This window comes from Marinobacterium rhizophilum (assembly GCF_024397915.1).
Classification (GTDB): domain Bacteria; phylum Pseudomonadota; class Gammaproteobacteria; order Pseudomonadales; family Balneatricaceae; genus Marinobacterium_A; species Marinobacterium_A rhizophilum_A.
The window spans coordinates 4421876-4443087 of record NZ_CP073347.1 but is presented as its reverse complement, the minus strand read 5'-3'; the positions used below and the strand labels follow the sequence as shown (position 1 = coordinate 4443087).

Annotated in this window: 18 protein-coding genes; 4 read left to right on the top strand and 14 right to left on the bottom strand. The window is 61.3% G+C overall.

The features are described from left to right. The first annotated feature begins 52 nt into the window (after positions 1–52). Positions 53–1015 (top strand): AEC family transporter, encoded by a 963-nt coding sequence (locus KDW95_RS20060; protein ID WP_255853539.1) that lies wholly within the window; start codon positions 53–55, stop codon positions 1013–1015. 82 nt (positions 1016–1097) lie between these two features. On the opposite strand, the gene KDW95_RS20055 is transcribed toward KDW95_RS20060, so the two are convergent. The 12 genes from KDW95_RS20055 to KDW95_RS20000 form a co-directional block, all read right to left on the bottom strand. Beyond that, positions 1098–2015: a 2-hydroxyacid dehydrogenase gene (locus tag KDW95_RS20055; protein WP_255853538.1), complete on the bottom strand. Its 918-nt coding sequence runs from the start codon at positions 2013–2015 to the stop codon at positions 1098–1100. Between the two features lie 112 nt (positions 2016–2127). Then, positions 2128–3078 (bottom strand): AEC family transporter, encoded by a 951-nt coding sequence (locus tag KDW95_RS20050; protein WP_255853537.1) that lies wholly within the window; start codon positions 3076–3078, stop codon positions 2128–2130. 212 nt (positions 3079–3290) lie between these two features. Continuing rightward, positions 3291–4868: an aldehyde dehydrogenase (NADP(+)) gene (locus tag KDW95_RS20045; RefSeq protein WP_255853536.1), complete on the bottom strand. Its 1578-nt coding sequence runs from the start codon at positions 4866–4868 to the stop codon at positions 3291–3293. 147 nt (positions 4869–5015) lie between these two features. After that, positions 5016–5780: a FadR/GntR family transcriptional regulator gene (locus KDW95_RS20040; RefSeq protein WP_255853535.1), complete on the bottom strand. Its 765-nt coding sequence runs from the start codon at positions 5778–5780 to the stop codon at positions 5016–5018. Positions 5781–5840: 60 nt separating this feature from the next. Further along, positions 5841–7166: a glucarate dehydratase family protein gene (locus KDW95_RS20035; protein WP_255853534.1), complete on the bottom strand. Its 1326-nt coding sequence runs from the start codon at positions 7164–7166 to the stop codon at positions 5841–5843. 75 nt (positions 7167–7241) lie between these two features. Continuing rightward, positions 7242–8153 carry a 5-dehydro-4-deoxyglucarate dehydratase gene (gene kdgD, locus KDW95_RS20030; RefSeq protein ID WP_255853533.1) on the bottom strand — a complete coding sequence of 304 codons (912 nt, stop codon included), beginning with the start codon at positions 8151–8153 and terminating at the stop codon, positions 7242–7244. 216 nt (positions 8154–8369) lie between these two features. Then, complete coding sequence (gene garD / locus KDW95_RS20025; RefSeq protein ID WP_255853532.1) at positions 8370–9947, bottom strand: galactarate dehydratase; 1578 nt, start codon at positions 9945–9947, stop codon at positions 8370–8372. A 68-nt stretch (positions 9948–10015) separates the two neighbouring features. Beyond that, entirely contained in the window at positions 10016–11527 is a 1512-nt protein-coding gene (locus tag KDW95_RS20020) for a tripartite tricarboxylate transporter permease (RefSeq protein ID WP_255853531.1), read from the bottom strand. An 18-nt stretch (positions 11528–11545) separates the two neighbouring features. After that, entirely contained in the window at positions 11546–11989 is a 444-nt protein-coding gene (locus KDW95_RS20015) for a tripartite tricarboxylate transporter TctB family protein (RefSeq protein ID WP_255853530.1), read from the bottom strand. A 123-nt stretch (positions 11990–12112) separates the two neighbouring features. Further along, entirely contained in the window at positions 12113–13156 is a 1044-nt protein-coding gene (locus KDW95_RS20010; protein WP_255853529.1) for an ABC transporter substrate-binding protein, read from the bottom strand. Positions 13157–13521: 365 nt separating this feature from the next. Further along, positions 13522–14574 carry a LacI family DNA-binding transcriptional regulator gene (locus tag KDW95_RS20005; RefSeq protein ID WP_255853528.1) on the bottom strand — a complete coding sequence of 351 codons (1053 nt, stop codon included), beginning with the start codon at positions 14572–14574 and terminating at the stop codon, positions 13522–13524. Between the two features lie 188 nt (positions 14575–14762). Beyond that, positions 14763–15695, bottom strand: coding sequence for a LysR family transcriptional regulator (locus KDW95_RS20000; RefSeq protein WP_255853527.1), 933 nt, complete (start codon positions 15693–15695; stop codon positions 14763–14765). Between the two features lie 93 nt (positions 15696–15788). On the opposite strand from KDW95_RS20000, the gene KDW95_RS19995 reads away from it, so the two are divergent. Beyond that, on the top strand, positions 15789–16445 hold the full coding sequence (locus KDW95_RS19995; protein WP_255853526.1) for a hypothetical protein: 657 nt from the start codon (positions 15789–15791) through the stop codon (positions 16443–16445). A gap of 45 nt (positions 16446–16490) precedes the next feature. Next, positions 16491–17501: an asparaginase gene (gene ansA, locus KDW95_RS19990; protein WP_255853525.1), complete on the top strand. Its 1011-nt coding sequence runs from the start codon at positions 16491–16493 to the stop codon at positions 17499–17501. Between the two features lie 17 nt (positions 17502–17518). Here the strand turns inward: ansA and KDW95_RS19985 are convergent, their stop codons facing one another. After that, positions 17519–18028: an MOSC domain-containing protein gene (locus KDW95_RS19985; RefSeq protein ID WP_255853524.1), complete on the bottom strand. Its 510-nt coding sequence runs from the start codon at positions 18026–18028 to the stop codon at positions 17519–17521. 204 nt (positions 18029–18232) lie between these two features. Between KDW95_RS19985 and KDW95_RS19980 the strand changes: the two genes are divergently transcribed. Then, complete coding sequence (locus KDW95_RS19980) at positions 18233–19942, top strand: potassium/proton antiporter (RefSeq protein WP_255853523.1); 1710 nt, start codon at positions 18233–18235, stop codon at positions 19940–19942. A 45-nt stretch (positions 19943–19987) separates the two neighbouring features. Here KDW95_RS19980 and KDW95_RS19975 read toward each other — a convergent pair whose 3' ends face one another. Next, positions 19988–21193, bottom strand: a complete 1206-nt coding sequence (locus KDW95_RS19975; RefSeq protein ID WP_255853522.1) for an MFS transporter — start codon at positions 21191–21193, stop codon at positions 19988–19990. Positions 21194–21212: the final 19 nt, after the last annotated feature.

Below are 21212 nucleotides of genomic sequence, written 5' to 3'. Positions count from 1 at the left end.
ATAGTCCGCACCTGGGGTAGAATGTAGCCCCTCCCACCACCCGGAGCTCAGAGTGGAACTCTACCTGCAATCGCTGCAGTTTACCGCCGGTATCGTCACGCCCATTTTTGTCATTGTGCTACTGGGTTTCCTGCTGCGCCGCGGCCGCCTGATCGACGAGGCCTTTATCAATACCTCGTCGCGCCTGGTCTTTATGGTGGCGCTGCCGACGCTGGTGTTCATGTCCATCGCCCGCACCGACTTTCAGGCGATGTTCAATCCGGCACTGCTGGGCTTCGTGTTTGTCGCCACCCTGGCCAGCTTCCTCGCCATCTGGTGGCTGGCGGCACGCTGGATCAAAGCACCCGGGGATCTGGGTGCCTTTGTACAGGGCGCCTTTCGGAGCAACTTCGGCATTATCGGCATGGCGCTGAGCTACAACCTGTTCGGCAACAGCGGCCTGAGCCAGGCGGCCATGATACTGGCCCTGATCATTCCCATGTACAACGTGCTGTCGGTGGTCGTGCTGACCGTCACCATGAACCGCGGCAGCACCGAGGGTGTGAGCCTTCGCCAGATACTGCGTGCCATCGCGCTCAACCCGTTGATTATCGCCGTGGTACTGGCGCTGCCCTTTTCCTACTATGGCCTGCACCTGCCGGCGGCACTGGACACCACCGGCAAGTATTTTGCCAACCTCACCCTGCCGCTGGCGCTGCTGGCCATCGGTGGCGCGCTGGATCTGAAGAGCCTGCGCAACAGCTCAATCACCGCCTTCTGGGCCACCAGCACGAAGCTGCTGATATTGCCCCTGCTGGTGGTCCCCCTCGCGGCACTGCTGGGCTTTGAGGGTGTGGAACTGGCGCTGCTGTTTGTGCTGTTTTCCTGCCCCACCGCGGCCGCGGCCTTCGTGATGGCCCGCGCCATGGGCGCCAATGCCCAGCTGAGTGCCAACATCATCCTGACCACCACCCTGGGGTCCATCGTCACCCTGTCCGCCGGTATCTTCGTATTGCGCCTGCTCGGCGTTATTTGACAGGACAGACCTGCGAAGCACCCAAGCAGGCTGCGAGCTTTCGCCACCACAAAGCCCCGTACCCAGGCATTATGCGGCCAGGTCAACCGACCGGTGTAACCATCGTGCCGCTACGCACGAAGGACGCCAGGTTCTCGAATACCAGGTCCGCCATGTCCTGGCGTGTTTCGGCGGTACCGCTGCCCAGATGCGGCAGCAGCACCAGCTGTGGCATATCCAGCAACGCGGCCGGTACCCGCGGTTCTTCGGCAAACACATCCAGCGCCGCACCGCCCAGGCGCCCGTCCTGCAGCAACTCGACCAGCGCCGGCTGGTCCACCACCGAGCCACGGGCCACATTGATCAGCGTGCCGCCGGGACCCAGCGCCTCCATGACCTCACGATTGACCAGCCCCTGGGTCGATGGGCCACCGACACAGGTCAGCACCAGGTAATCGGCCCAGCGCGCCAGCTCAACCAGGGAGGCCTCGTAGCCATAATCCGTGGTCGGATCCGGGCGGCGATTGTGGTAGCGGATATCCATATCAAATCCCGCCGCCCTCTTGGCAACGCACTTGCCGATGCGCCCCAGCCCCAGGATGCCCAGGCGCTTGCCGGTAATCCGGCTACCCAGAGGAAACGGTTGCTGCCCCCAGAGACCGCTGCGCACAAAGCGGTCTCCTTCTGCGATACGGCGGGCCGAGGCAATCATCAGCCCCAGGGCCAGGTCCGCTACACAGTCGTTCAGTACATCCGGCGTGTTACTGACGCGGATATTTCGAGCACGGGCCGTATCCATATCGATCGCATCATAGCCAACGCCGAAACTGATGATGGCCTTGAGGTTGGGCACAGCGGCCATCACCTCAGCGCTGCAGCCATAGGTGCCCGAGGTCACGATCAGCTCAACCTGGGCGCCGACCTCCTGCAAAAAGGCCTGCGGGTCCGCCTGCTTCCAGAGCGCAAGCGTGGGGTACAGCGACGCTAGCCGGTCGTTGAAGGCCCCGCTCAAAGCACCCATCTGTAGAATCGTCGGTTGGTTCATATCCACCTCAATGGTCTGTTTGGTTGTTACGTTTACCGCCTTGTCCAGACATTGTGAATTGACCTGCCCGGACCCTGCGTTCCCACAGTCAGCCCCCGATGCCCCATTCAAGCAGGAAGAGCCCCGCCATGATTGTGACCACCGAGAGTAGCGTCGACAGTGCAATAATACTGGCGGCAAGGCGACCGTCGCTGCCCATTGCCCGCGCCATCACGAAGCTGGCCGCCGCTGTTGGACTGGCCAGAAACAGGAACAGTATCCCGAGTTCCCGCCCCCCGAAGCCCAGCCCCCAGGCGAGCACCGTAAAGATCAGTGGTACCCACAACACCTTGATCAGACTGGCACCCAGGGCCGTGCGGCCGGACTGCTGCAACGAAGAGAGTGACAGTGAGCCACCGACACAGATCAGCGCGATGGGCAGTGTTATGGAACCGAAGTACTCCCCCGACACCATCAGCCAGCCGGGTAATGACACCTCCATCAGTGACGCCAGCAATCCCGCGATTACGCTGAGAATCAGCGGGTTACACGCCAGCCCCTTGAGTACCGGCCGCACCTGTACGCTCTGGCCGGCGCTGTAGACAGACAGCACCAGGGTCGAGAGTATATTGAACAGCACTATCACTATGCCGGACATCACCGCGCCGGTGGACAGCCCATAGTCACCGTACTGATTGGCCGCCAGTGCCAGGCTGACGATACCGCAGTTGCCGCGAAAGGCGCCCTGCACATAGATACCCCGGTCTTCATGCCTGACGCCGCGCAGCGCCCAAAGCCAGGCAACGGCGAAACTGAGCGCCGTCGCCAGGCAAAAGTAGCCGACCAGTGCCGGCTGCAAGGCTTCGTCCAGGTCGGCTTTCAGGATACCCAGGAACAGCAGGGTCGGCATGGTTGCCTTGAAAGTCAGGCTGGAAGCCGTATTGATGAATTCATCATCAATGAGTCGAACCTTCTTCAGCAGCAAGCCCACCAGCACCATGATAAATACCGGGCCGGTCACGGCGAAAATCTGGTTTAGATGCGCCAACGGATTATCCATCGGGTGCCCGCTCCTTGAGCCTGCCTGCTTTCAAAATGCCCCTGGGTTGCCTGTATCAACATCGCACGGCGCCGACACAAAAGCCCCGCTTGTGCGAGGCTTCAGATGGGCGACCCTTGACGGTGCGCAACAGAGTCTAACCCGCGCTCTCTGCATTGTCCGCCTCGGCCCGCCTCTGTCCGTTCATGTCAGAACAGGCGGCCTGGTGCAGCTCAGCCTTCGTTGCGGCCGTCGAACAGGCGCCGCACACCCAGCGGATTAGCATCCTGCAGTGCTGTGGGCAGCAGGGCCGCCGGCAGGTCCTGGTAGCAGACCGGGCGCAGGAAGCGCAGGATCGCCGCGCTGCCCACCGAGGTGGTACGGCTGTCCGAGGTCGCCGGGAAAGGTCCGCCATGCACCATGGAATGGCAGACTTCGACGCCCGTCGGGTAAGCGTTGCAGAGGATACGGCCCGCCTTGCGCTCCAGCACGGGCAGCAGCGCCCGGGCCTGTTCTATATCGGCATCATCCAGCAGCAGGGTCGCGGTGAGCTGCCCTTCCAGATGCTCGGCCACATGCGCAAACTCTTCAGTCGAGCGGCACTTGATCACCAGGGAACTGGCACCAAAGACCTCGTCGCACAGGCGCTCATCCGTCAGGAAGGCCTCAGCACTGGTGACATAGAGGCCGGCCTGGCACTGGTTCGGCCCCTGCCCGGCAACCCCTTCTCCCACGGCAGTTACGGCCGCATTGCCTTTGAGCTGGGCCACGCCCTCGCTGTAGGCCTGATGAATGCCCGGTGTCAGCATGGTCTGGGGAGCAACCTCGGCCAGGGCTGCGGCCGCGGTCTGCAGGAACTGATCCAGCTCGGGACCTTCAACGGCGATAACCAGGCCCGGGTTGGTGCAGAACTGGCCTGCCCCCATTGCCAGAGAGCCAACAAACCCCTTGGCGATAGCATCGCCACGCGTCTGCAACGCCGCCGGCAGCAGGAACACCGGGTTGATGCTGCTCATTTCGGCATAGACCGGAATCGGCTCCGGACGGTTCGCAGCGATAGTCATCAGTGCAGTACCGCCACTGCGCGAGCCGGTAAAGCCCACCGCCTTGATCGCCGGGTGCCCCACCAGGTTGGCGCCGACATCCTTGCCCGAACCGAACAGCAGCGAGAATACACCTTCCGGCAGGCCGGCATCGGTCACGGCCTGCTGAATGGCGCGCCCGACCAGCTCGGAGGTGCCCGGATGGGCCGAATGCGCCTTGACCACCACCGGACAGCCGGCCGCCAGGGCCGACGCGGTATCGCCGCCGGCGACCGAGAAGGCCAGCGGGAAGTTGCTGGCACCGAACACCGCCACCGGCCCCAGCGCAATCTGGCGCAGGCGCAGGTCGGCACGGGGCAGCGGCGCCCGGTCCGGCATGGCCGGGTCGATACGCACGTCCAGCCAGTTGCCGGCACGCACGACGGCGGCGAACAGGCGCAACTGACCGACGGTACGACCGCGCTCGCCCTCCAGGCGTGCACGCGGCAGGCCGGATTCGGCCATGGCGCGCTCGATCAGGGCATCACCCAGGCTGAGGATATTTTCGGCAATGGCTTCAATAAAGGCGGCACGCGCCTCGGGAGCGGTTTCGCGAAAAGTATCGAACGCCTGGGCGGCCAGGGCGCAGGCCTGGTCAACTTCAGCCTGACCACCACCCCCAAAGGCCGGTGCCAGTGATTCGCCGGTGGCCGGATTGATGCCCTGGATCGCTTTGGCCTGGCCACGGACGGCACGGGCGCCGATCAACATTTCACCTGTAATCTGCATGGGAAAACCTCAGCAATTAATATGATTAGGATGTAGCGCCCACGGCAAACCCTGACGCCTGAAAAAACAGTCTTTTAGATAAAAATTAAATGGCATGGACGCCAGGCAGGTCCCTGGCGCTGATCAATATTTAAAAGTGCGAGTTAATCATTCGAACGAACTATTCTTTTTATACTTTTCGTACAGGTGATAAGCCCTGTATAAATGCTGATGCATGGCAGCATGGGCCGCATCCCCATCCTGGGACCGAATCGCCTCGAAAATCGCGACATGCTCATTTTCAATCCGTTTCAAGTATTCTTCCGACGCGGCCTGATCAATATTGGAATCCACAATGTTGGCACGCGGAATAATATTTTTATTGAACTGTTCGTAAAAACTCAGGAAGAAAGGGTTTTTACTGGCCGCCGCAATACTCAGGTGAAACTCGTAATCTTCCTTGCGCGCCATCCGGTGTTCGGCACAGGCCCGGTGGAAGGCGTTCATGCAGCCTTCAATACGCATCATATCGGCCTCGTCGCGGCGCAGTGCCGCAAACTTGCAGGCCTCGGTTTCAACCACCAGGCGCAACTCCAGAATATGCAGTATATCCTCGACTGCCGTCGGGTTGATGGCATGGGCATAAAATGTCTCGGCCGGGGAATTACGCAGCACCGTCGTTCCGACGCCTCTTTTAGTCTCAACCAGCCCGAGGGATTTTAACTGGGTAATGGCCTCACGAATCACCGTTCGGCTGACACCGAACATGTCACAGAGGGCATTCTCGGTGGGCAGTTTCTGCCCCACACTGATCTTGCCCTGCGCGAGCATGTTTTCCAGCTGACTTGCCACGTGGCTCGACAGACTGCCACGTTTCTGAACAGGCTCGACCTGAAACAGACCTGTATCGCCAGCTGGGTTATGAGTGGTCATAAGTAAGTGCCCAATGTCATCTAGAATGAGAATATAACCCCATTATCCCCGATTCATCCATTAACGAACAAGCGACGGTTTCTTGGCATCGAAACGCCAGCCCGGGATCAGGTACTGCATGGCCATGGCATCATCCCGCTGGCCCACGTCAAGGCTCTTGTACAGCCTGTGCGCTTCTTCGAGTTTCGCACGATCCAGCTCAATGCCCAGGCCCGGCTTTTGCGGCACCCTGAGCTTGCCTTCACGGATTTTCTGCGGTTCCTGAGTAATACGCTGGCCGTCCTGCCAGATCCAGTGGGTATCAATCGCGGTGATTTCCCCGGGGCAGGCCGCGGCAACATGGGTCATCATCGCCAGGGACACATCAAAATGGTTGTTGCTGTGCGAGCCCCAGGTCAGGCCCCACTCGTTGCACAGCTCGCCCACGGCCACGGCACCCTGCATGGTCCAGAAGTGGCAATCCGCCAGGGGAATATCAACCGAATCCAGCCGTACGGCATTGCGCAGCTGCTGCCAGTCGGTGGCGATCATGTTGGTCGCGGTCTTCAGGCCCGTCTGGCGCTTGAATTCCGACATGATTTCACGGCCCGACCAGGCACCTTCCTGGCCACAGGGATCCTCGGCATAGCTGAGCATATGCTTGATGGGTGTCAGGTAGTCCACCGCCTGCTTCAGCGTCCAGGCACCGTTGGGATCCAGCGTCAGGCGTGCATCCGGGAACACCTCGTAGAGCGCCACGATGCATTCCGCTTCCTGCCGGCCATCCAGCACACCACCCTTAAGCTTGAAGTCGCGAAAACCGTAACGGGCATAAGCCGCCCTGGCCAGGTTGGCGACCGCCTCGGGCGTCAGGGCTTCCTGGGTACGCACCAGATCCCAGTCATCCAGCGGCTTGTCACAGCGCTGATAGGGCAGATCGGTTTTGTCCGGGTCGCCCAGCAGGAACAGGTAACCCAGCGCCTCGACTTCATCACGCTGCTTGCCGAACTGCCCCAGCAGATCAGCCACCGGCAGCCCCATGTTCTGCCCTGCCAGGTCCAGCAGCGCCGACTCGATCGCCGTGATCACATGTACCGCGATGCGCAGGTCGAATGTCTGGTTACCGCGCACGTCTTCGGCCTGGCCAGAGGTCGCCTGACGCACCCGGCTGATGATGGCCTTGTAGTGGCCAACGCTCTGGCCTTCTACCAGCTCGCGACACTTTTCCAGTGTGCTCAGGATACCCTGGGTGGCCGGGACTTCGCCGAGACCGACGCGACCGGCATCGTCCTCGAGAATAACGATGGTGCGGATAAACCAGGGCGCATGTCCGCCACTCAGATTCAGCAGGAAGCCGTCGTAACCGGCCACCGGAACCACTGTCATTTTTTTGATTTTGCTAAACATTACCTATCCTCAATGTCGCTGCCAGCAGCCGGGTGAGCGACTTTTCACCGTCACCCGGTGACCGATCTGTATGGCTTAGCGGTTGGCGTTGATGATCACAGCCAGCTCTTCCTTTTCTGCCGCAGTGGGCATGGTCAGCGGTGCACGCACGTCGCCGGCCGGACGACCGACAATGTCGGCACCGGACTTGATCAGGCTCACGGCATAGCCCTTCTTGCGGTCACGCAGACGGCAGAACGGAATGAAGAAATTCTTGATAATGTGCGTCACGGTGGCCTGATCGCCGCCACGCAGCGCGCTGTAAAACTTCATCGCCATTTCCGGCACGAAGTTGAACACCGCCGACGAATAGGTGTTTACACCGATCGACAGGTAGGCTTCGGCGAAGATTTCCGCGGTCGGCACGCCACCGATGTAGACCAGGCGGTCACCAACGGTCTTGATGGTGTCATTCAGCGCAGCGATGTTGCCCACGCCATCCTTCAGACCCACCAGGTTCGGGCACTGTGCGGCCAGGCGCTTGACGCTCTCTGCATCCAGGATGCCGTTGGCGCGGTTGTAGTACACCACCTGCAGCGAGGTGCTGTCGATGATCGCCTTGGCGTATTCCACCACACCGTCGGCGGCACATTCGGTCAGGTAGGGAGGCATCAGCAGGATACCGTCGATACCGGCTTCTTCTGCCGCTTTGCAGTAGGCCTGGGCTTCCGGGATGCTCTTGCCGGCACTGGCGATCACGGGAACACGACCGGCCACGGTTTCAACGGCGATCTTGCAGATTGCCCTGTACTCATCCATGGACAGCGAGAAAAACTCCCCTGTACCACCGGCGACAAACACGCTGGATACACCCTGCTGAACAAACCATTCGATACGGTCACGGTAAGTGTCGGCGTTGAAGGTGCCATTGGCATCGAAGTCGGTAATCGGGAAAGACAGCAGACCATCGCTCAGGGACTGTCGGATAAGCTCTACAGAAAACGCCATTGTGTTATTCCTCGTTCGTTAATGCCGCAACCGGGCCTTGAGCACATTCGGTGACTATCCCGATAAGGTTGCCAGCACCCCGGATTGCGTTCATGGCAATCGCGGGACGCCGGCAGGTGCTCGTTTTGTTTACCAGGCAGTTAGAGTTTTGCCTTAGCTGTCATTCATCATACATCATACTTTTAAAGACGCAAGACCTTTAGTCGCTAAGCAGCCTCAGGTCACCGGGGCCGGGTTGAACAGCACCAGATCGTTATGCAGACCCAGCCTGTCGGCCGCCACCTGCTCGCGCCCGCTGGCCACCTCCAGGATCAGGCGGAACAGCTCCCAGCCGACGTCCTCGATGGTCGCCTCACCCGTGGCGATGCGACCGGCATCGAGGTCGATCAGATCATGCCAGCGCTGACTCAGGGTCTTGTTGGTCGACACCTTGATCACCGGCGCCATGGACAGGCCATAGGGCGTACCCCGGCCGGTCGTGAAGACCTGCAGGTTCATGCCGGCCGCCAGCTGCAAGGTGCCACAGATAAAATCGCTCGCCGGTGTGGCGGCGAAGTTGAGGCCGCGCTTGCGAATGCGCTCCCCCGGCCCGACCACATCCACGATGGGTGAACTGCCGGACTTGACGATGGAGCCCAGCGCCTTTTCGACGATATTGCTCAGACCGCCTTTCTTGTTGCCTGGCGAGGTGTTGGCGCTGCGATCGACCTGCCCCTGGCTGAGGTAGTTGTCGTACCAGTCCATCTGCTCCACCAGCGCCCAGGCGACATCGCTATCCCTTGCGCGGGCGGTCAGCAGGTGAATCGCATCCCGCACCTCGGTGACTTCAGAAAACATCACGGTGCCGCCTGCTCGCACGATCAGGTCGGCGGCAAAGCCCAGTGCCGGGTTGGCGGTGACACCGGAGAAGGCATCACTGCCGCCGCACTGCATGCCAATCACCAGTTCCGATGCCGGACAGGTTTCACGCCGGCGGCGATTAAGTTTTTCCAGGTGGTATTCGGCCAGCTTCAGAATGCCGTCGATCATCTGGCCAAAGCCGGTGAAGGCCTCATCCTGCAGGCTCAGGATCGGCGAAGGCGGAACCTCTGCGCCGGCAGCGACGTTTTCCCCCAGCCGCAACACCTGCTCCTCGGGTATCAGCCGCGTCGGCAACAGCTTCTCGCAGCCCAGGCCGATCACCATCACCTCGCCACCGAAATTGGGGTTGCGGGCAATGTTCTGCAGGGTGCGAATCGGCACGATCGCCGCCGGAGCATTGATCGCCACGCCGCAGCCATAGGTGTGATTCAGCGCCACCACATCATCCACATTGGGATAGCGTGGCAGCAGTTCCGCCTTGATACGGCGTACCACATGGTCGGTCACCCCGGCGACGCACTGCACGCTGGTCGACAGCGCCAGTACATTCTTGGTGCCAACGGTACCGTCGGCATTGCGATAGCCTTCGAAGGTATACCCCTCCAGTGGCGGCATCTCCGGGGCCGGACGCGGATCGGTGGACAGTTCGCTCAGGGCTCGCGCTGCCGGCATTCGTACCCGGTCCTCATTGATCCAGCGTCCCCGCGGAATATCCTCCAGGGCATAACCGATCACCTCGGCGTAGCGCATAACTGGCCCGCCCGCGGCAATATCCACCAGCGCCACCTTGTGACCCAGCGGCACATCGTCCAGCAGGCGCGTGCCGTCATCCAGTACAGTGCCGGTTTTCAGACCGCCGGCGTTGGCCACGATGGCGACGTTGTCCGCCGCCTGCATCTTGATGCTGATGGGTAATTCATTGGCTGTGTTCATGACATCCTCGACGGGAAATAGGGCCTGCCCTGCGCCAACAGGGCGCCCGGACAGGCCAGAGGAAAAGATCAGACTTCAACGGTGCGGGACTTGCTTTCCCGGCGGGCCTTAAGGGCCAGATAAACGGAGAAAAAGACAGAGGCGGCGATCATGCACCAGAGCACGATGGCAATCGGGCTCTTGGTAAAGAAGATGCTCAAGGTGCCGAAGGATTCCAGGCTCTTGACGAAATACACTTCGGCCGAGCCGCCCAGAATAAAGCCGATCACCAGCGGCGCGATTTCGAGGCCGATTTTTTGTGCCACGTAGCCGAGCAGGCCGAATATCAGTAGTGTCCAGACATCGAACATGATGCCGTAGTTGATCGCGTAGGCACCGACCACACACATCATGATGATAATGGGATAAAGCACGTACTTGGGTACCATCACGACCTTGGCGATATGCTTGATCGCGAAGAACATGACGGCGAACATCACCAGGTTGGCGAACACCAGGCCGATCATCATCGAGTACCAGGTATCCAGGTTCTCACCGATAAAGAGTGGCCCCACCTGCAGCCCCTGCAACGTGAAGGCGCCGATAAGCACCGCCGTGGTGCTGTCACCGGGTATACCAAGTGACAGCAGCGGAATCAGCGCACCGCCGGTCAGGGCATTGTTGGCGGATTCCGAGGCGATAAGCCCTTCGGGCGCTCCCTTGCCCATCCTCGAAGGATCCTTGGAGAAATTTTTCTGCTGCGAGTAGGCCAGCACCGAGGCCGCACTGCCGCCGATACCCGGCAACATGCCGACAAAGGTGCCGATACTGGAGGATCTGAGCATGTTGACGAACTGGCCGCGAAACACGTTCAACCTGAACGGAACGCCCTGGCTCAGCTGGATACGCTTCTCACCCACTTCATCCCGGGTACCGCGCTCGGCTTCCAGAAAGATGGTCGCCAGACCGAAAAGCCCGATCAGTACCGGCAGCAGCGAGAACCCCTCTTCCAGGTAAGGCACCATGAAATCGGCCATCAGCCGGTATTCACCGTTGCCACCGACCCCGACATCGTAAGTGCCGATCAGGCTCAGGAAGACGCCGATCATGCCACTGAAGATCCCCACCAGCATGTTGCTGGACAGTGACGCGATCACCGTCAGGGCAAAAAAGATGATCAGGAATTTCTCGACATAGGAAAACTTGATCGCAAAATCCGATAAAACCGGCGCGAACAGAAACAGGATCACGGCACTGAAGAGCCCGCCCACCAGAGACGAGACGATACAGATTTTCAATGCCCGCTCTGCCTCGCCCCGCTGGGCCATGGGGTGACCGTCAAAGGTCGTGGTAATCGACGAAGGCGTACCGGGAATGTTCAGCAGGATCGCCGGTACCAGGCCACCCGATATACCGCCAACATAAAGCCCGAGCAGCAGCGCCAGGCCTTCATGCAGACCCAGGGAATAGGTCAGCGGCAGGCAGACGGCCACGGCCATGGTGGCGGTCATGCCCGGAATGGCGCCAAAAATGATGCCCACCAGCGAGCCCGCAGCCGCCAGCAGGAAATATTCGGGAGATAACAGGGAAATAAAATCCATTACAGTGACTCCGGTGCGTTACGGCAAGGTGATATCGAACAGCGAGCCCAGTACGTACCAGACCGTCAGCGGCGCAAAGAGCGCGTTGCAGCCAATCACCAGCAACACCGAGCGGGTGATTTCGTGCACATACACCAGGGACAGAAGCGCCACGAAAACGATGGAGCAAAGCAGAAATCCCAATCCGGTATTGGGAAAAAGCTGCCCGACAAAATCCATCGACACAAAGTAAACGACGATCAGCACCAGGGTACTGAACAGGCGAAACTTGTCGGCATTCGCCTCGAAGAACGCCAGGTTAGCACCCCGGGTACGCACGATTTCAGCCAGTCGCCCACGATTGAGCACGGCAATCAGCAGCAGCATCCCTGCCAGCATGACAAGCACCAGCCTTGGAAAAAAAAGATGGGATTGATCGAAGTCGATCGAGACTTCGAGCAGAGACGTAAGTGTCTGGCTCATGACTGCACCGAAGGGTTGGGAGAGGTTTAGTGGGGTCGCAGGAGGCGACCACCACCCAGGTCAGTGAAACGGGGCCGCTGCGCATGCGGCCCCGGCGTTGCTATCGTTATCCGGCTCAGGCACTTAGCCCTTGATCGCGTTGATCACGTCGGCGATGCGGTCGTTTTTCTCTTTCAGGTAGGTCTGCGCTTCAGCTGCGGGCTTGAAGTTGGGGATGAAGAAGGACTTCTTCTGTACTTCCTGGATCTTGCCTTCGGCAAAGATTTCCTCCAACGCCTTGTCTATCGCAGCTACGAATGCTGGATCGATATCCTTGTTGTAGAGGAAGAAAAACTCCTTGTCGAAGGTGAAGTCCTGGTCTGCGCCCATCGGCACCTGCACCTGGGGCGCGACGAACTTCAGCAGGTCCGCACGGGGGGTTTTGCCCATGCCCTCTTCGTGGGCTTGCTGAATGGTCTGCTCACGGGCGGTCAGCCAGACAAAGCTCATGGCTTTCTGGTCGTCGGCCGGCAAACGGGTGTACTGCTCGTTGGACTGCACGCTGCCGTTGATCACGTCGGCCAGACCATCGAACATCGCCTGGTTCTTGGAGTCCTGCGACCCGGTGTTCACCACCTTCAGATTGTCCTCTTTGCCCGGGTACTTGAGCTTGACGGCATTTTTCAACGCGGTATAGCCGATTTCGGATACGCCGCCGGGCTGGATGGCGACTCGAACCGTTTCACCGTTGCCTGCCGCATCGATGATCTGCTCGACGCTGCGGTATGGCGATTTCTTGCTGACCAGGTAGGCATTGCCCGGATTGATCGCAAAGGTTGGCCCGATGCTGTAGTTGGCAAAGGGATCGTCGTAGCCCTTCTGGTCATACAGTACGCCGAGATACGCCTGATCATGGAATACCATGATGGTGCTGCCATCGCTACTGCGGCTGCGCTCCACAGCCTTGAACGCGGCCGGCGCACCGGTGGCATCAACCTTAAAGTTGCTACCCAGCTTCTCGGACAGCGCTTCTGCAACAATGCTGGTGGACTGGTAGGTATCGCCGCCGGTCGACTTGGAGCCGATCACAACACGAATGTTGGACGGCAGCTCTGCCGCAGCCTGCATGGCGACAGCCGCCGCCAGTGCACATACCCCCAAACGCAGTCCTGTCATCAAACCTTTCATATTTATTATTCCTGTTAGTCCAGTTTTACCCCGGAACTACGGCGTTCACGGCCTCTCGGCCCGCCGCTGCCCGACGTTTCGAATTCAGTAGCCACCATCACCCCCAGGGGTCATGCCACGCGACCGACCAAATAATCATACATCATACTAATGATTGCGCAACCATTAGTTATCATCCTTAACCCCGATTCAGCAGCACACTGCAGACTAGACGCATGCAGGCTTCTCTGCCGACAGCGCGCCATTGCAAGGAAGCATTTGATACTGCTGACGTTTTTAAAATCAACGGGATTGTGTATACATGACCTCAGCCTTAGCGGCCAGCGCTGCATTGCCGCACTCGGCCCAGAACCCCGGCCTCTGTCTCAGGTACTGACCCTGTTGATCACATCAAAGCCCGTGTCGATACGCACCGGCGCCTGGCCGTCGCGCTGTTTTTGCAGACGCTCCAGCAGAGTGCTCGCGATCAAGCTTCCGATGCGCGCACCGTCCAGCCTGACCGATGACAGTGCGGGATACAACTGGGCGGCGCTGCTCAGATCACCGAATCCCATCACGGCGACATCCTCGGGAACCCGCAGCCCCCGTGAGGCGGCTTCCGCCAGAACCCCCTGTGCAACCGTATCCGAACTGCACACCACGACCTCGGGCAGGGTACCCTCGCGCAACAACTGACTCAGGCCGTCACGCCCCTCTTTCAGCGTTGCCGGCGCCGGATAAATCACCTGGCGCACATCCGTGACACCCTGGACACTTAACTCGTCCACCAGCCCCACGGATCGTTTTACCGCCCGTGCATCGCTGACGGATACTACCGCAAAACGCCGGTATCCCCTGCCAAGCAGGTGACGCGCCACGGCCTTGCCCACCGCGGAGTGGGAAAAACCCACCAGAATATCGATCGGATCCTCGCAGAGATCCCACGCCTCCACCACTGGGATGCCCGAAGCGACAAGCCGCTGTCGCGTCAGCGCGGAATGTTCCGTCCCCGTCAACACAATGGCGTCGGGACGACGGCCGAGGATCGCGCCCAGCAAGGACTCTTCCTTCTCGACTGAATAGCCTGTCACCCCGATGATGGACTGGTAACCCGCATTACCCAGCTGATCCATCAGCGTCTGGACCATGTCGGAAAAAATGGAGTGCGCGATGGTAGGCACGAAAACGGCTACCAGTTTGCTCTGCTTGCTGGCGAGCCCGCCTGCCAGCATATTGGGCGTGTATCCAACATCAGCCACCGCGCGACGAACCTTCTCCAGCGTCTGTTCGGACACCAGCTCCGGCCGGCTCAGGGCCCGGGATACGGTGATCGGTGAAACGCCAGCCACCTTGGCAACATCAATGAGCGTTAGGCCCAATGCCAGGCGTGTCTTGTCCGGCCGGGGTTTAGGGGTTTTCTTTGCGGGGAGTTTGGGCATCGGAGGCTTGTTGCGTGCTTGTCGTAGAAGAAATCGAGGCTCAAAGTAGCACTAAATCCCCAGGGTGCAAAACCATTGCCGTCCTCCAGGCAAAGAGGATCGCGGCCCGGCGGGAACTGTCCTGTCATTCTGTCGAGACCGCCATGATGGCAACAGGATATTGGCGTACGCCAAGGCGCGGGCTACGTTCAGGCGCCCTGCCCCTGCAGCATCAGCTCGGCAAATGGGTTCTCTTCGCGCAGCGCATCGACAAACCAGTGCAGTGCGCGGCCCTGGTTGCTGCTGTGCCAGGCGATGTGGTGGCTGTGATCGGTGCGGGTCAGTTCCACATCGATCTCCACCAGCGTGCCGCTGGCGATATAAGGCGCGGCGCGAAAGCGTGGCAGGTATCCGATACCCAGGCCCGCCAGGTGCGCCTTGAGCTTGGCATCGGTATCCGGCACAAAGATGCGCGGCTGGCTTTCGAGCAGACCATAGGTCAGCGCTGGCAAGTGCCTGGAGCTGTCGGGAATCACCACCGAGGTAAATCGCCGCAGCGCCTCACGCTTGACCGGCTGCTCCAGCTGACAAATGGGATGCTCCGGCGCCGCCACATAGCAGAAGGCATTGCCGGGCATCAGCGGCAACCCCAGCAAATCGTAGGAGCGCCCCTCCGGCGGCAACCCTGGCGCGCCTATGACCAGGTCCGCGCGGTTATCCTGCAGACAGTCCCAGGTGCCCGCCAGGGTTTCATAGCGCAAAATGACATGAATATCCGGCTGCACCTGCTGGAAGCGCTTTACCAGCGGGTAGATCAGTTCAACGGGGAACAGGGCATTGATGGCGATGGTCAGCTGGGCCTCCCAGCCATGCGCCATACGCCGCGCCATCTCGGACAGGGACTCCGTGGCCTGCAGGATCTGCCGACCGTGCTGCAACAGCATCCGCCCCACCGGCGTCAGCACCATGCGCCGGCCGTGTTTTTCGAACACCTTGATGCGGTGTTCTTCCTCCAGCTTCTGCACGGTATAAGTTATCGCCGAAGGCACCCGGAACAGCGCTTCGGCGGCAGCGGCAAAACTGCCATGTCGATCGATGGCATCCAGTACCTTGAGTGCATCCAGTGATATCTGCGCCGGCATCCGCAATCCTGCGTAATGAATTATTCGAGAGCCTATGATTCTAAACGACTAGACGCCAAAATAGATGCCACTGTGCCCAGAGATATTCCGCCCATGCTCAAGCTATTGACCGGCTCCCCCGCCACCCGGCTGATCCAGGCGATCGAACGCGATGATGCCGATGCGCTGGCCAAGTGGCTGCGCAAGGCGTCGCCTGCGCTGCTGTCGCAACCGTTGCACGACGACCTGCTGGCAACGGAACTGGCGATTGACGCCCAGCGCCCGAAGCTGCTGTGGCTGCTGCTGAACGCCGGTGCCGATGCCAATGCCATCGGCACCGACGGCACGCCCCTGAGCTGGCGCGCCCTGAGCTTGCAGGGCCCCGAGCCCAAAAGCCTGGAGTTGCTCGCGGCCCTGCTACGCGCCGGGGCCGATGCCAACAGCTGCAACCCCGCCGGTACACCGCTGCTGCATGCCTGCTTCGAAGTGTGCTCGCCCGCCCGCCTGATGCTCCACCTCAGCCGCCTGCTGGAAGCCGGAGCCGGCATTGACAGCCAGGACGCCGCCGGTCGGAGCATCCTGCAACTGGCGCTCCACAGCGACCGGCGTGAGCTGATACAGTTCCTGATTCACTCCGGCGCCGCGCTGCCCGAAGAGCTGCCATTGGGCGCCCCTGACAGCGCCCAGGCGGATATCAACCCTGAGACGCTGACCTATGCCCGGCGTTGCCAGCAGGATTACCGTATCCGCCAGCAGTTTCTGGGTGCCTGACAGACCCCAGCCCTCAAACATGCAGACCGCCCAAGGCCAACAATAATGAAATCAAAAGTTCTGATCATTCACACCGGCGGTACCATCGGCATGCACCCCTCGGATCAGGGCTATGTGCCGGTGCCAGGCTTTGACGAGCTGCTGCAGCAAAAACTCAGCAAGCAGGCACAGCAGAACCTGCCCCATTTCGAAATACTGGAATTTACGCAGCTCATCGACAGCTCCAACATCCAGCCATCGGACTGGACCCGCCTGGGCCGAACGCTGATGGAGCATTACGACGACTACAACGGCTTCGTGGTGCTGCACGGCACCGATACCATGGCCTACACCGCTTCCGCCCTGTCGTTCATCCTGCAGGGACTCGACAAGCCGGTCATTCTGACCGGCTCGCAGATCCCCCTGATCGAGCCACGCAACGATGCACTGGACAACCTGATCACCGCGCTGATTCTGGCCGGTAACTACCCGGTGCCCGAGGTCTGCATTTACTTCAACGGCCGCCTGCTGCGGGGCAACCGGGCGTGCAAACTGCGGGCAACCGGTTTTGATGCCTTCGACACGCCCAACTGCCCCTGGCTTGGCCAGGCCGGCATTCACATCGAACTGCAGGAACACCTGCTGCTCGATCGCGGCACCCCAAGCTTTAGCGCCCCGGACTTCGATCCCTGCGCTGTTTCCTTACTGCACCTTTATCCCGGCATGCCCGGAAGCATCGCCGCGCAGCTGCTGGAAAACTCCCGGCTCAAGGGGCTGCTGATCCGCAGCTTCGGTGTCGGCAACCCGCCGGACGAGAATCGTGAACTGATGGCCGCACTGGAGCAGGCCTCCGCCCGGGGCCAGGTGGTGGTCAACCTGACCCAGTGTCTGCAGGGAAAGGTCAGTCAGGGCGCCTATGCCACCGGTGCCAAGCTGAACGATATCGGCGTGGTGCCGGGCAGCGACCTCACGGTGGAGGCGGCCTTCACCAAGCTGCACTTCCTGATCGCCACCGGCCATGCAGCGCCGCGGGTACGCGAGCTGATGCAGACGCCCATCTGCGGCGAGCAGAGCTGAACCGGCGGTAGAGTCAATCAGGGCAGCTGTTCTGTATCGATAGCGGGTTCGGCCCGCACCCGGTCACCCAGCCGGATAGTCCCGCCCTCGACAATGCGCACGCAAAGCCCGCCGATACCCCGCATGGCATTAAAGCCCCCCGGGCCCAGCACCGCTTCCATGCGGGAACAGGGATGGCACTGCCCCGCCCCTTCGAGCACCACCTCTCCAATACGGAAGCGGCGCCCGCTCAGCGCATGCAGGCTGATGCCGCGCACCAGCAGGTTGCGCCGCAGCAGCGCAGGGTCCAGCGACTCAAGGTGCAGCAGCGACGCCAGCACCGCGAGGTTTTCCGCCTGAAACAAGGTGATCTGGCGCTTGCTGTCGGGTCGGCCGCTAAAGCGATCCCCCAGCAGTCCCGCACCCGGCTGCACCACGGCCTCGGTAACGCTTCGCATGGGTTCATCCCGGGAAGGCCGCAGCAGTATCTGCTCCAGTACACCACACTGGGGCAGTGTCCCCAGCAGCTTCGCCATCTGACCGCGCATACGCATGCCTCCTGTTGCAGGGTCTGCCTGTCCGTTATCGCCCGCCCCTGGTGTCCCGCCGCATCTGCCAATGCAGCGCCCTGATTGCCATCAGCCATTGGCCGCACACCCGGGCGACCCTATAATAGCGTTTTCCCCCCTTTGCAGCGCCGACAGCAAGACAAGCCAGCGGGACTGCACAGGGCAACGTCAAGGATCGATTATATGACCTCCCTGTTCCTGCTGGTCGGGGCCCTGATGCTAATGCTCAGCATCCTGCTGAGCCCACTGTCAAACCGGATCGGCATGCCGGTGCTGCTGCTCTTCCTGGGCGTGGGCATGCTCGCCGGCGAAGATGGTCCGGGGCATATCCAGTTCGACGACTTCGAGACCGCCTTCCTGGTGGGCAACCTGGCACTGGCCATCATACTGCTGGATGGCGGCATGCGCACAAGAGGCGAAACCTTCCGCGTCGGCCTGCGACCGGCCCTGGTGCTGGCGACCCTGGGTGTACTGATCACCGCGCTGGTGACCGGGATGGCCGCTGTGTTTATCTTCGATCTCTCCTGGCTTGACGGCCTGCTGATCGGCACCATCGTGTCCTCCACCGACGCCGCGGCGGTGTTCGCACTGCTGCAGGGACGCGGCCTGAACCTGAATGCCCGCGTCGGTGCCACGCTGGAAATCGAGTCCGGCAGCAACGACCCCATGGCCATCTTCCTGACCCTGGTCCTGCTGCAGCTGATCACGCTGGAGGGTGACGCGTCACTGTGGGCAGCCCCCCTGATGCTGCTGCAACAGATCGGCATTGGTGTCGTCTGCGGCTGGCTCGGCGGCAAGCTACTGGTGTCCCTGGTCAACCGGGTGGACCTGGTCACGGCGCTCTATCCACTGCTGGTCACCGCCAGCGGCCTGGTCGTGTTCTCCGGCACCAACGCCCTGGGCGGCAGCGGCTTTCTGGCGATCTACCTGGCCGGCGTATTACTGGGCAATGCCCGGGTACGCATGATGCCGGCCATCCTGCAGGTTCACGACGGGCTCGCCTGGCTGGCACAGCTGTGCCTGTTCCTGATCCTGGGCCTGCTGGTGGACCCGTCCCAGCTGCTGCTGATCGCGCCCGCCGGCCTGCTGCTGGCCGCGGTGCTGATCCTGGTTGCCCGGCCGCTGGCGACCTTCAGCACGCTCTGGCCATTCAAGTTCAATGTCCGCGAACAGAGCTTTATCGCCTGGGTGGGGCTGCGCGGCGCGGTGCCCATCGTGCTGGCGCTGTTCCCGGTCATGGCGGGTGTCGAGCAGGCACCGCTGTTCTTCAACATCGCCTTTATCGTCGTGTTGGTGTCACTGGTTATCCAGGGTACCAGCCTGGCGCCGGTGGCGCGCTGGCTGAAACTGGAAGTGCCGGGGCACGAACAGGCACACAGGCGCATTCCCATCGATGTTCCGGCGGTCGGTGAACACGAACTGCTGCTGTTCAGGCTGCAGGGCTCGCGCTGGCAACGGCCTTCCCCGCTGGGTGAGCTGCGCATGCCGGCCGATACCGGTATCGCCGCGGTATTTCGCAACGGCCGTTACCTGCGCCCCCAGGCCAAGACCGCCCTGCAGGATGGCGACCTGCTGGCGGTGATGGCGCGCCCCGACATGATCGATGCCCTGGGCCACCAGTTCAACGCGCCCCAGGGCCCCAAGCACCTGGGGGAAATGGCCTTCTTCGGCGAGTTTGTGCTCAATGGCGAGGCGCAACTGGCCGATGTCGAGCAGGCCTACGGCATCAGGGTCGAGCAGGAGGACTCCAGCCAGACGCTGTCGGCCTGTATCGCCCGACACCAGCATGGCCACCCGGTTGTAGGTGATAGCCTTATGCTGGGCCCGGTGACCCTGGTGGTCAAAGCCGTGGACGGCGATGTCGTCACCAAGGTCGGTCTGAAACTGCACTGAGGAAGTGCCTGCCAGGCATGGCTCGACAACCTGCCCAGGCGGGCCTTAGTGGCCAGGCTCCGGGGCGCCCAGCCCACGGGTGGCAAACCGGGCCAGCAGAATATTGAGGGCGCCGAGCAGCACCAGGGTCAGGCCATAGCCGGCGTGCTCGGTGACCAGGCCGAACAGCAAACCGCCGACAGCGCCACCGCCGACATTGAGCGCCCCCCACAGGCTCATGACCCGCCCGCGATAGGCGCGATCGAGCGAGACCTGTATCAGCGATTGCGTCGCCACGCCGCAGACAGTGGCACAAAAGCTCAGCAGCATCACCAGCACCACGGCGACCTCAAAGTGTGTGTTGAGGCCAAATAACATGAGCACGAGGCCGGCCCCCGGTGCCGCAAGGCCCAAGGCCGGCAGCAGTCGCGCCTGGGACTGGGCAGACAGGATCAGTCCGGCCACGATGGAGCCAAGTCCCGCCGCCGAGGTCAGCATGGCCAGCGCTTCCACCCCCCGGTGATAGAGCACATCCACCGCCGCCGGCAGTATTTCCAGCAGGCCGCGGCCCAGAATCGCGGAGCAACCAATCACCAGCAGCAGACGCAGGATCAGCGCCTCGCTGCGGGCGTAACGCACGCCGGCGAGCAGGTCGGCCAGAAACCGCCGTTGCTCCGCGCCACCCCTGCGGGCCTTTTCATCCAGCCTCAACTGCGACAGCACCAGCGTCAGGGGCAGGTAGCAGGCACCGCTCACGGCCAGTGCCATCGCCCCACCGTAGAGGTTGATCAGCACACCGGCGATCATCGGGCCAATAAAGCGAGCGCTGTTGAACAGAATGGCATTGATCGCCACCGCCCTGGACATGTTGACCACGCTGACCAGCTCCGGCACCAGCGACAGCCGCACCGCCTGGTAGGCACTGTTGGTCATGCCGATCACCAGCGCGAACAGCAACAGCCCCAGCGGCTCGATCAGTCCGCCCCATACCAGGGCCGCCAGCGTCCCGCCCAGGCCGCTCAACAGCAGGCTGATCGCCACCGCCGCCCGACGCCGGTTGATACGATCCACCAGCACCCCGAACAGGGGCCCCACCAGCACCACCGGAAAGAACATCAGGAAGGCCAGCAAACCCAGCCAGGTCTCCGAGCCGGTAAGATCCCACATCATCCAGCCCAGAGTCATGCGCTGGATCCAGACCCCCTGGGTCGAGAACAGGCTGCCGCACAGGTAGGTAAGGTAATTGCGCTCACTGAGTATGGAGGGGCTCATCCAGAATCCTGAAACGACG

What these genes read in the sequence shown, in the direction of transcription:
- KDW95_RS20055 (WP_255853538.1), bottom strand. Translation starts at nt 2,015, where the DNA reads ATGGGTGCTTTGAGCGGGGCCTTCAACGACCGGCTAGCGTCGCTGTAC.
- KDW95_RS20050 (WP_255853537.1), bottom strand. Translation starts at nt 3,078, where the DNA reads ATGGATAATCCGTTGGCGCATCTAAACCAGATTTTCGCCGTGACCGGC.
- KDW95_RS20045 (WP_255853536.1), bottom strand. Translation starts at nt 4,868, where the DNA reads ATGCAGATTACAGGTGAAATGTTGATCGGCGCCCGTGCCGTCCGTGGC.
- KDW95_RS20040 (WP_255853535.1), bottom strand. Translation starts at nt 5,780, where the DNA reads ATGACCACTCATAACCCAGCTGGCGATACAGGTCTGTTTCAGGTCGAG.
- KDW95_RS20035 (WP_255853534.1), bottom strand. Translation starts at nt 7,166, where the DNA reads ATGTTTAGCAAAATCAAAAAAATGACAGTGGTTCCGGTGGCCGGTTAC.
- kdgD (WP_255853533.1), bottom strand. Translation starts at nt 8,153, where the DNA reads ATGGCGTTTTCTGTAGAGCTTATCCGACAGTCCCTGAGCGATGGTCTG.
- garD (WP_255853532.1), bottom strand. Translation starts at nt 9,947, where the DNA reads ATGAACACAGCCAATGAATTACCCATCAGCATCAAGATGCAGGCGGCG.
- KDW95_RS20020 (WP_255853531.1), bottom strand. Translation starts at nt 11,527, where the DNA reads ATGGATTTTATTTCCCTGTTATCTCCCGAATATTTCCTGCTGGCGGCT.
- KDW95_RS20015 (WP_255853530.1), bottom strand. Translation starts at nt 11,989, where the DNA reads ATGAGCCAGACACTTACGTCTCTGCTCGAAGTCTCGATCGACTTCGAT.
- KDW95_RS20010 (WP_255853529.1), bottom strand. Translation starts at nt 13,156, where the DNA reads ATGAAAGGTTTGATGACAGGACTGCGTTTGGGGGTATGTGCACTGGCG.
- KDW95_RS20005 (WP_255853528.1), bottom strand. Translation starts at nt 14,574, where the DNA reads ATGCCCAAACTCCCCGCAAAGAAAACCCCTAAACCCCGGCCGGACAAG.
- KDW95_RS20000 (WP_255853527.1), bottom strand. Translation starts at nt 15,695, where the DNA reads ATGCCGGCGCAGATATCACTGGATGCACTCAAGGTACTGGATGCCATC.
- KDW95_RS19995 (WP_255853526.1), top strand. Translation starts at nt 15,789, where the DNA reads ATGCTCAAGCTATTGACCGGCTCCCCCGCCACCCGGCTGATCCAGGCG.
- ansA (WP_255853525.1), top strand. Translation starts at nt 16,491, where the DNA reads ATGAAATCAAAAGTTCTGATCATTCACACCGGCGGTACCATCGGCATG.
- KDW95_RS19985 (WP_255853524.1), bottom strand. Translation starts at nt 18,028, where the DNA reads ATGCGCGGTCAGATGGCGAAGCTGCTGGGGACACTGCCCCAGTGTGGT.
- KDW95_RS19980 (WP_255853523.1), top strand. Translation starts at nt 18,233, where the DNA reads ATGACCTCCCTGTTCCTGCTGGTCGGGGCCCTGATGCTAATGCTCAGC.
- KDW95_RS19975 (WP_255853522.1), bottom strand. Translation starts at nt 21,193, where the DNA reads ATGAGCCCCTCCATACTCAGTGAGCGCAATTACCTTACCTACCTGTGC.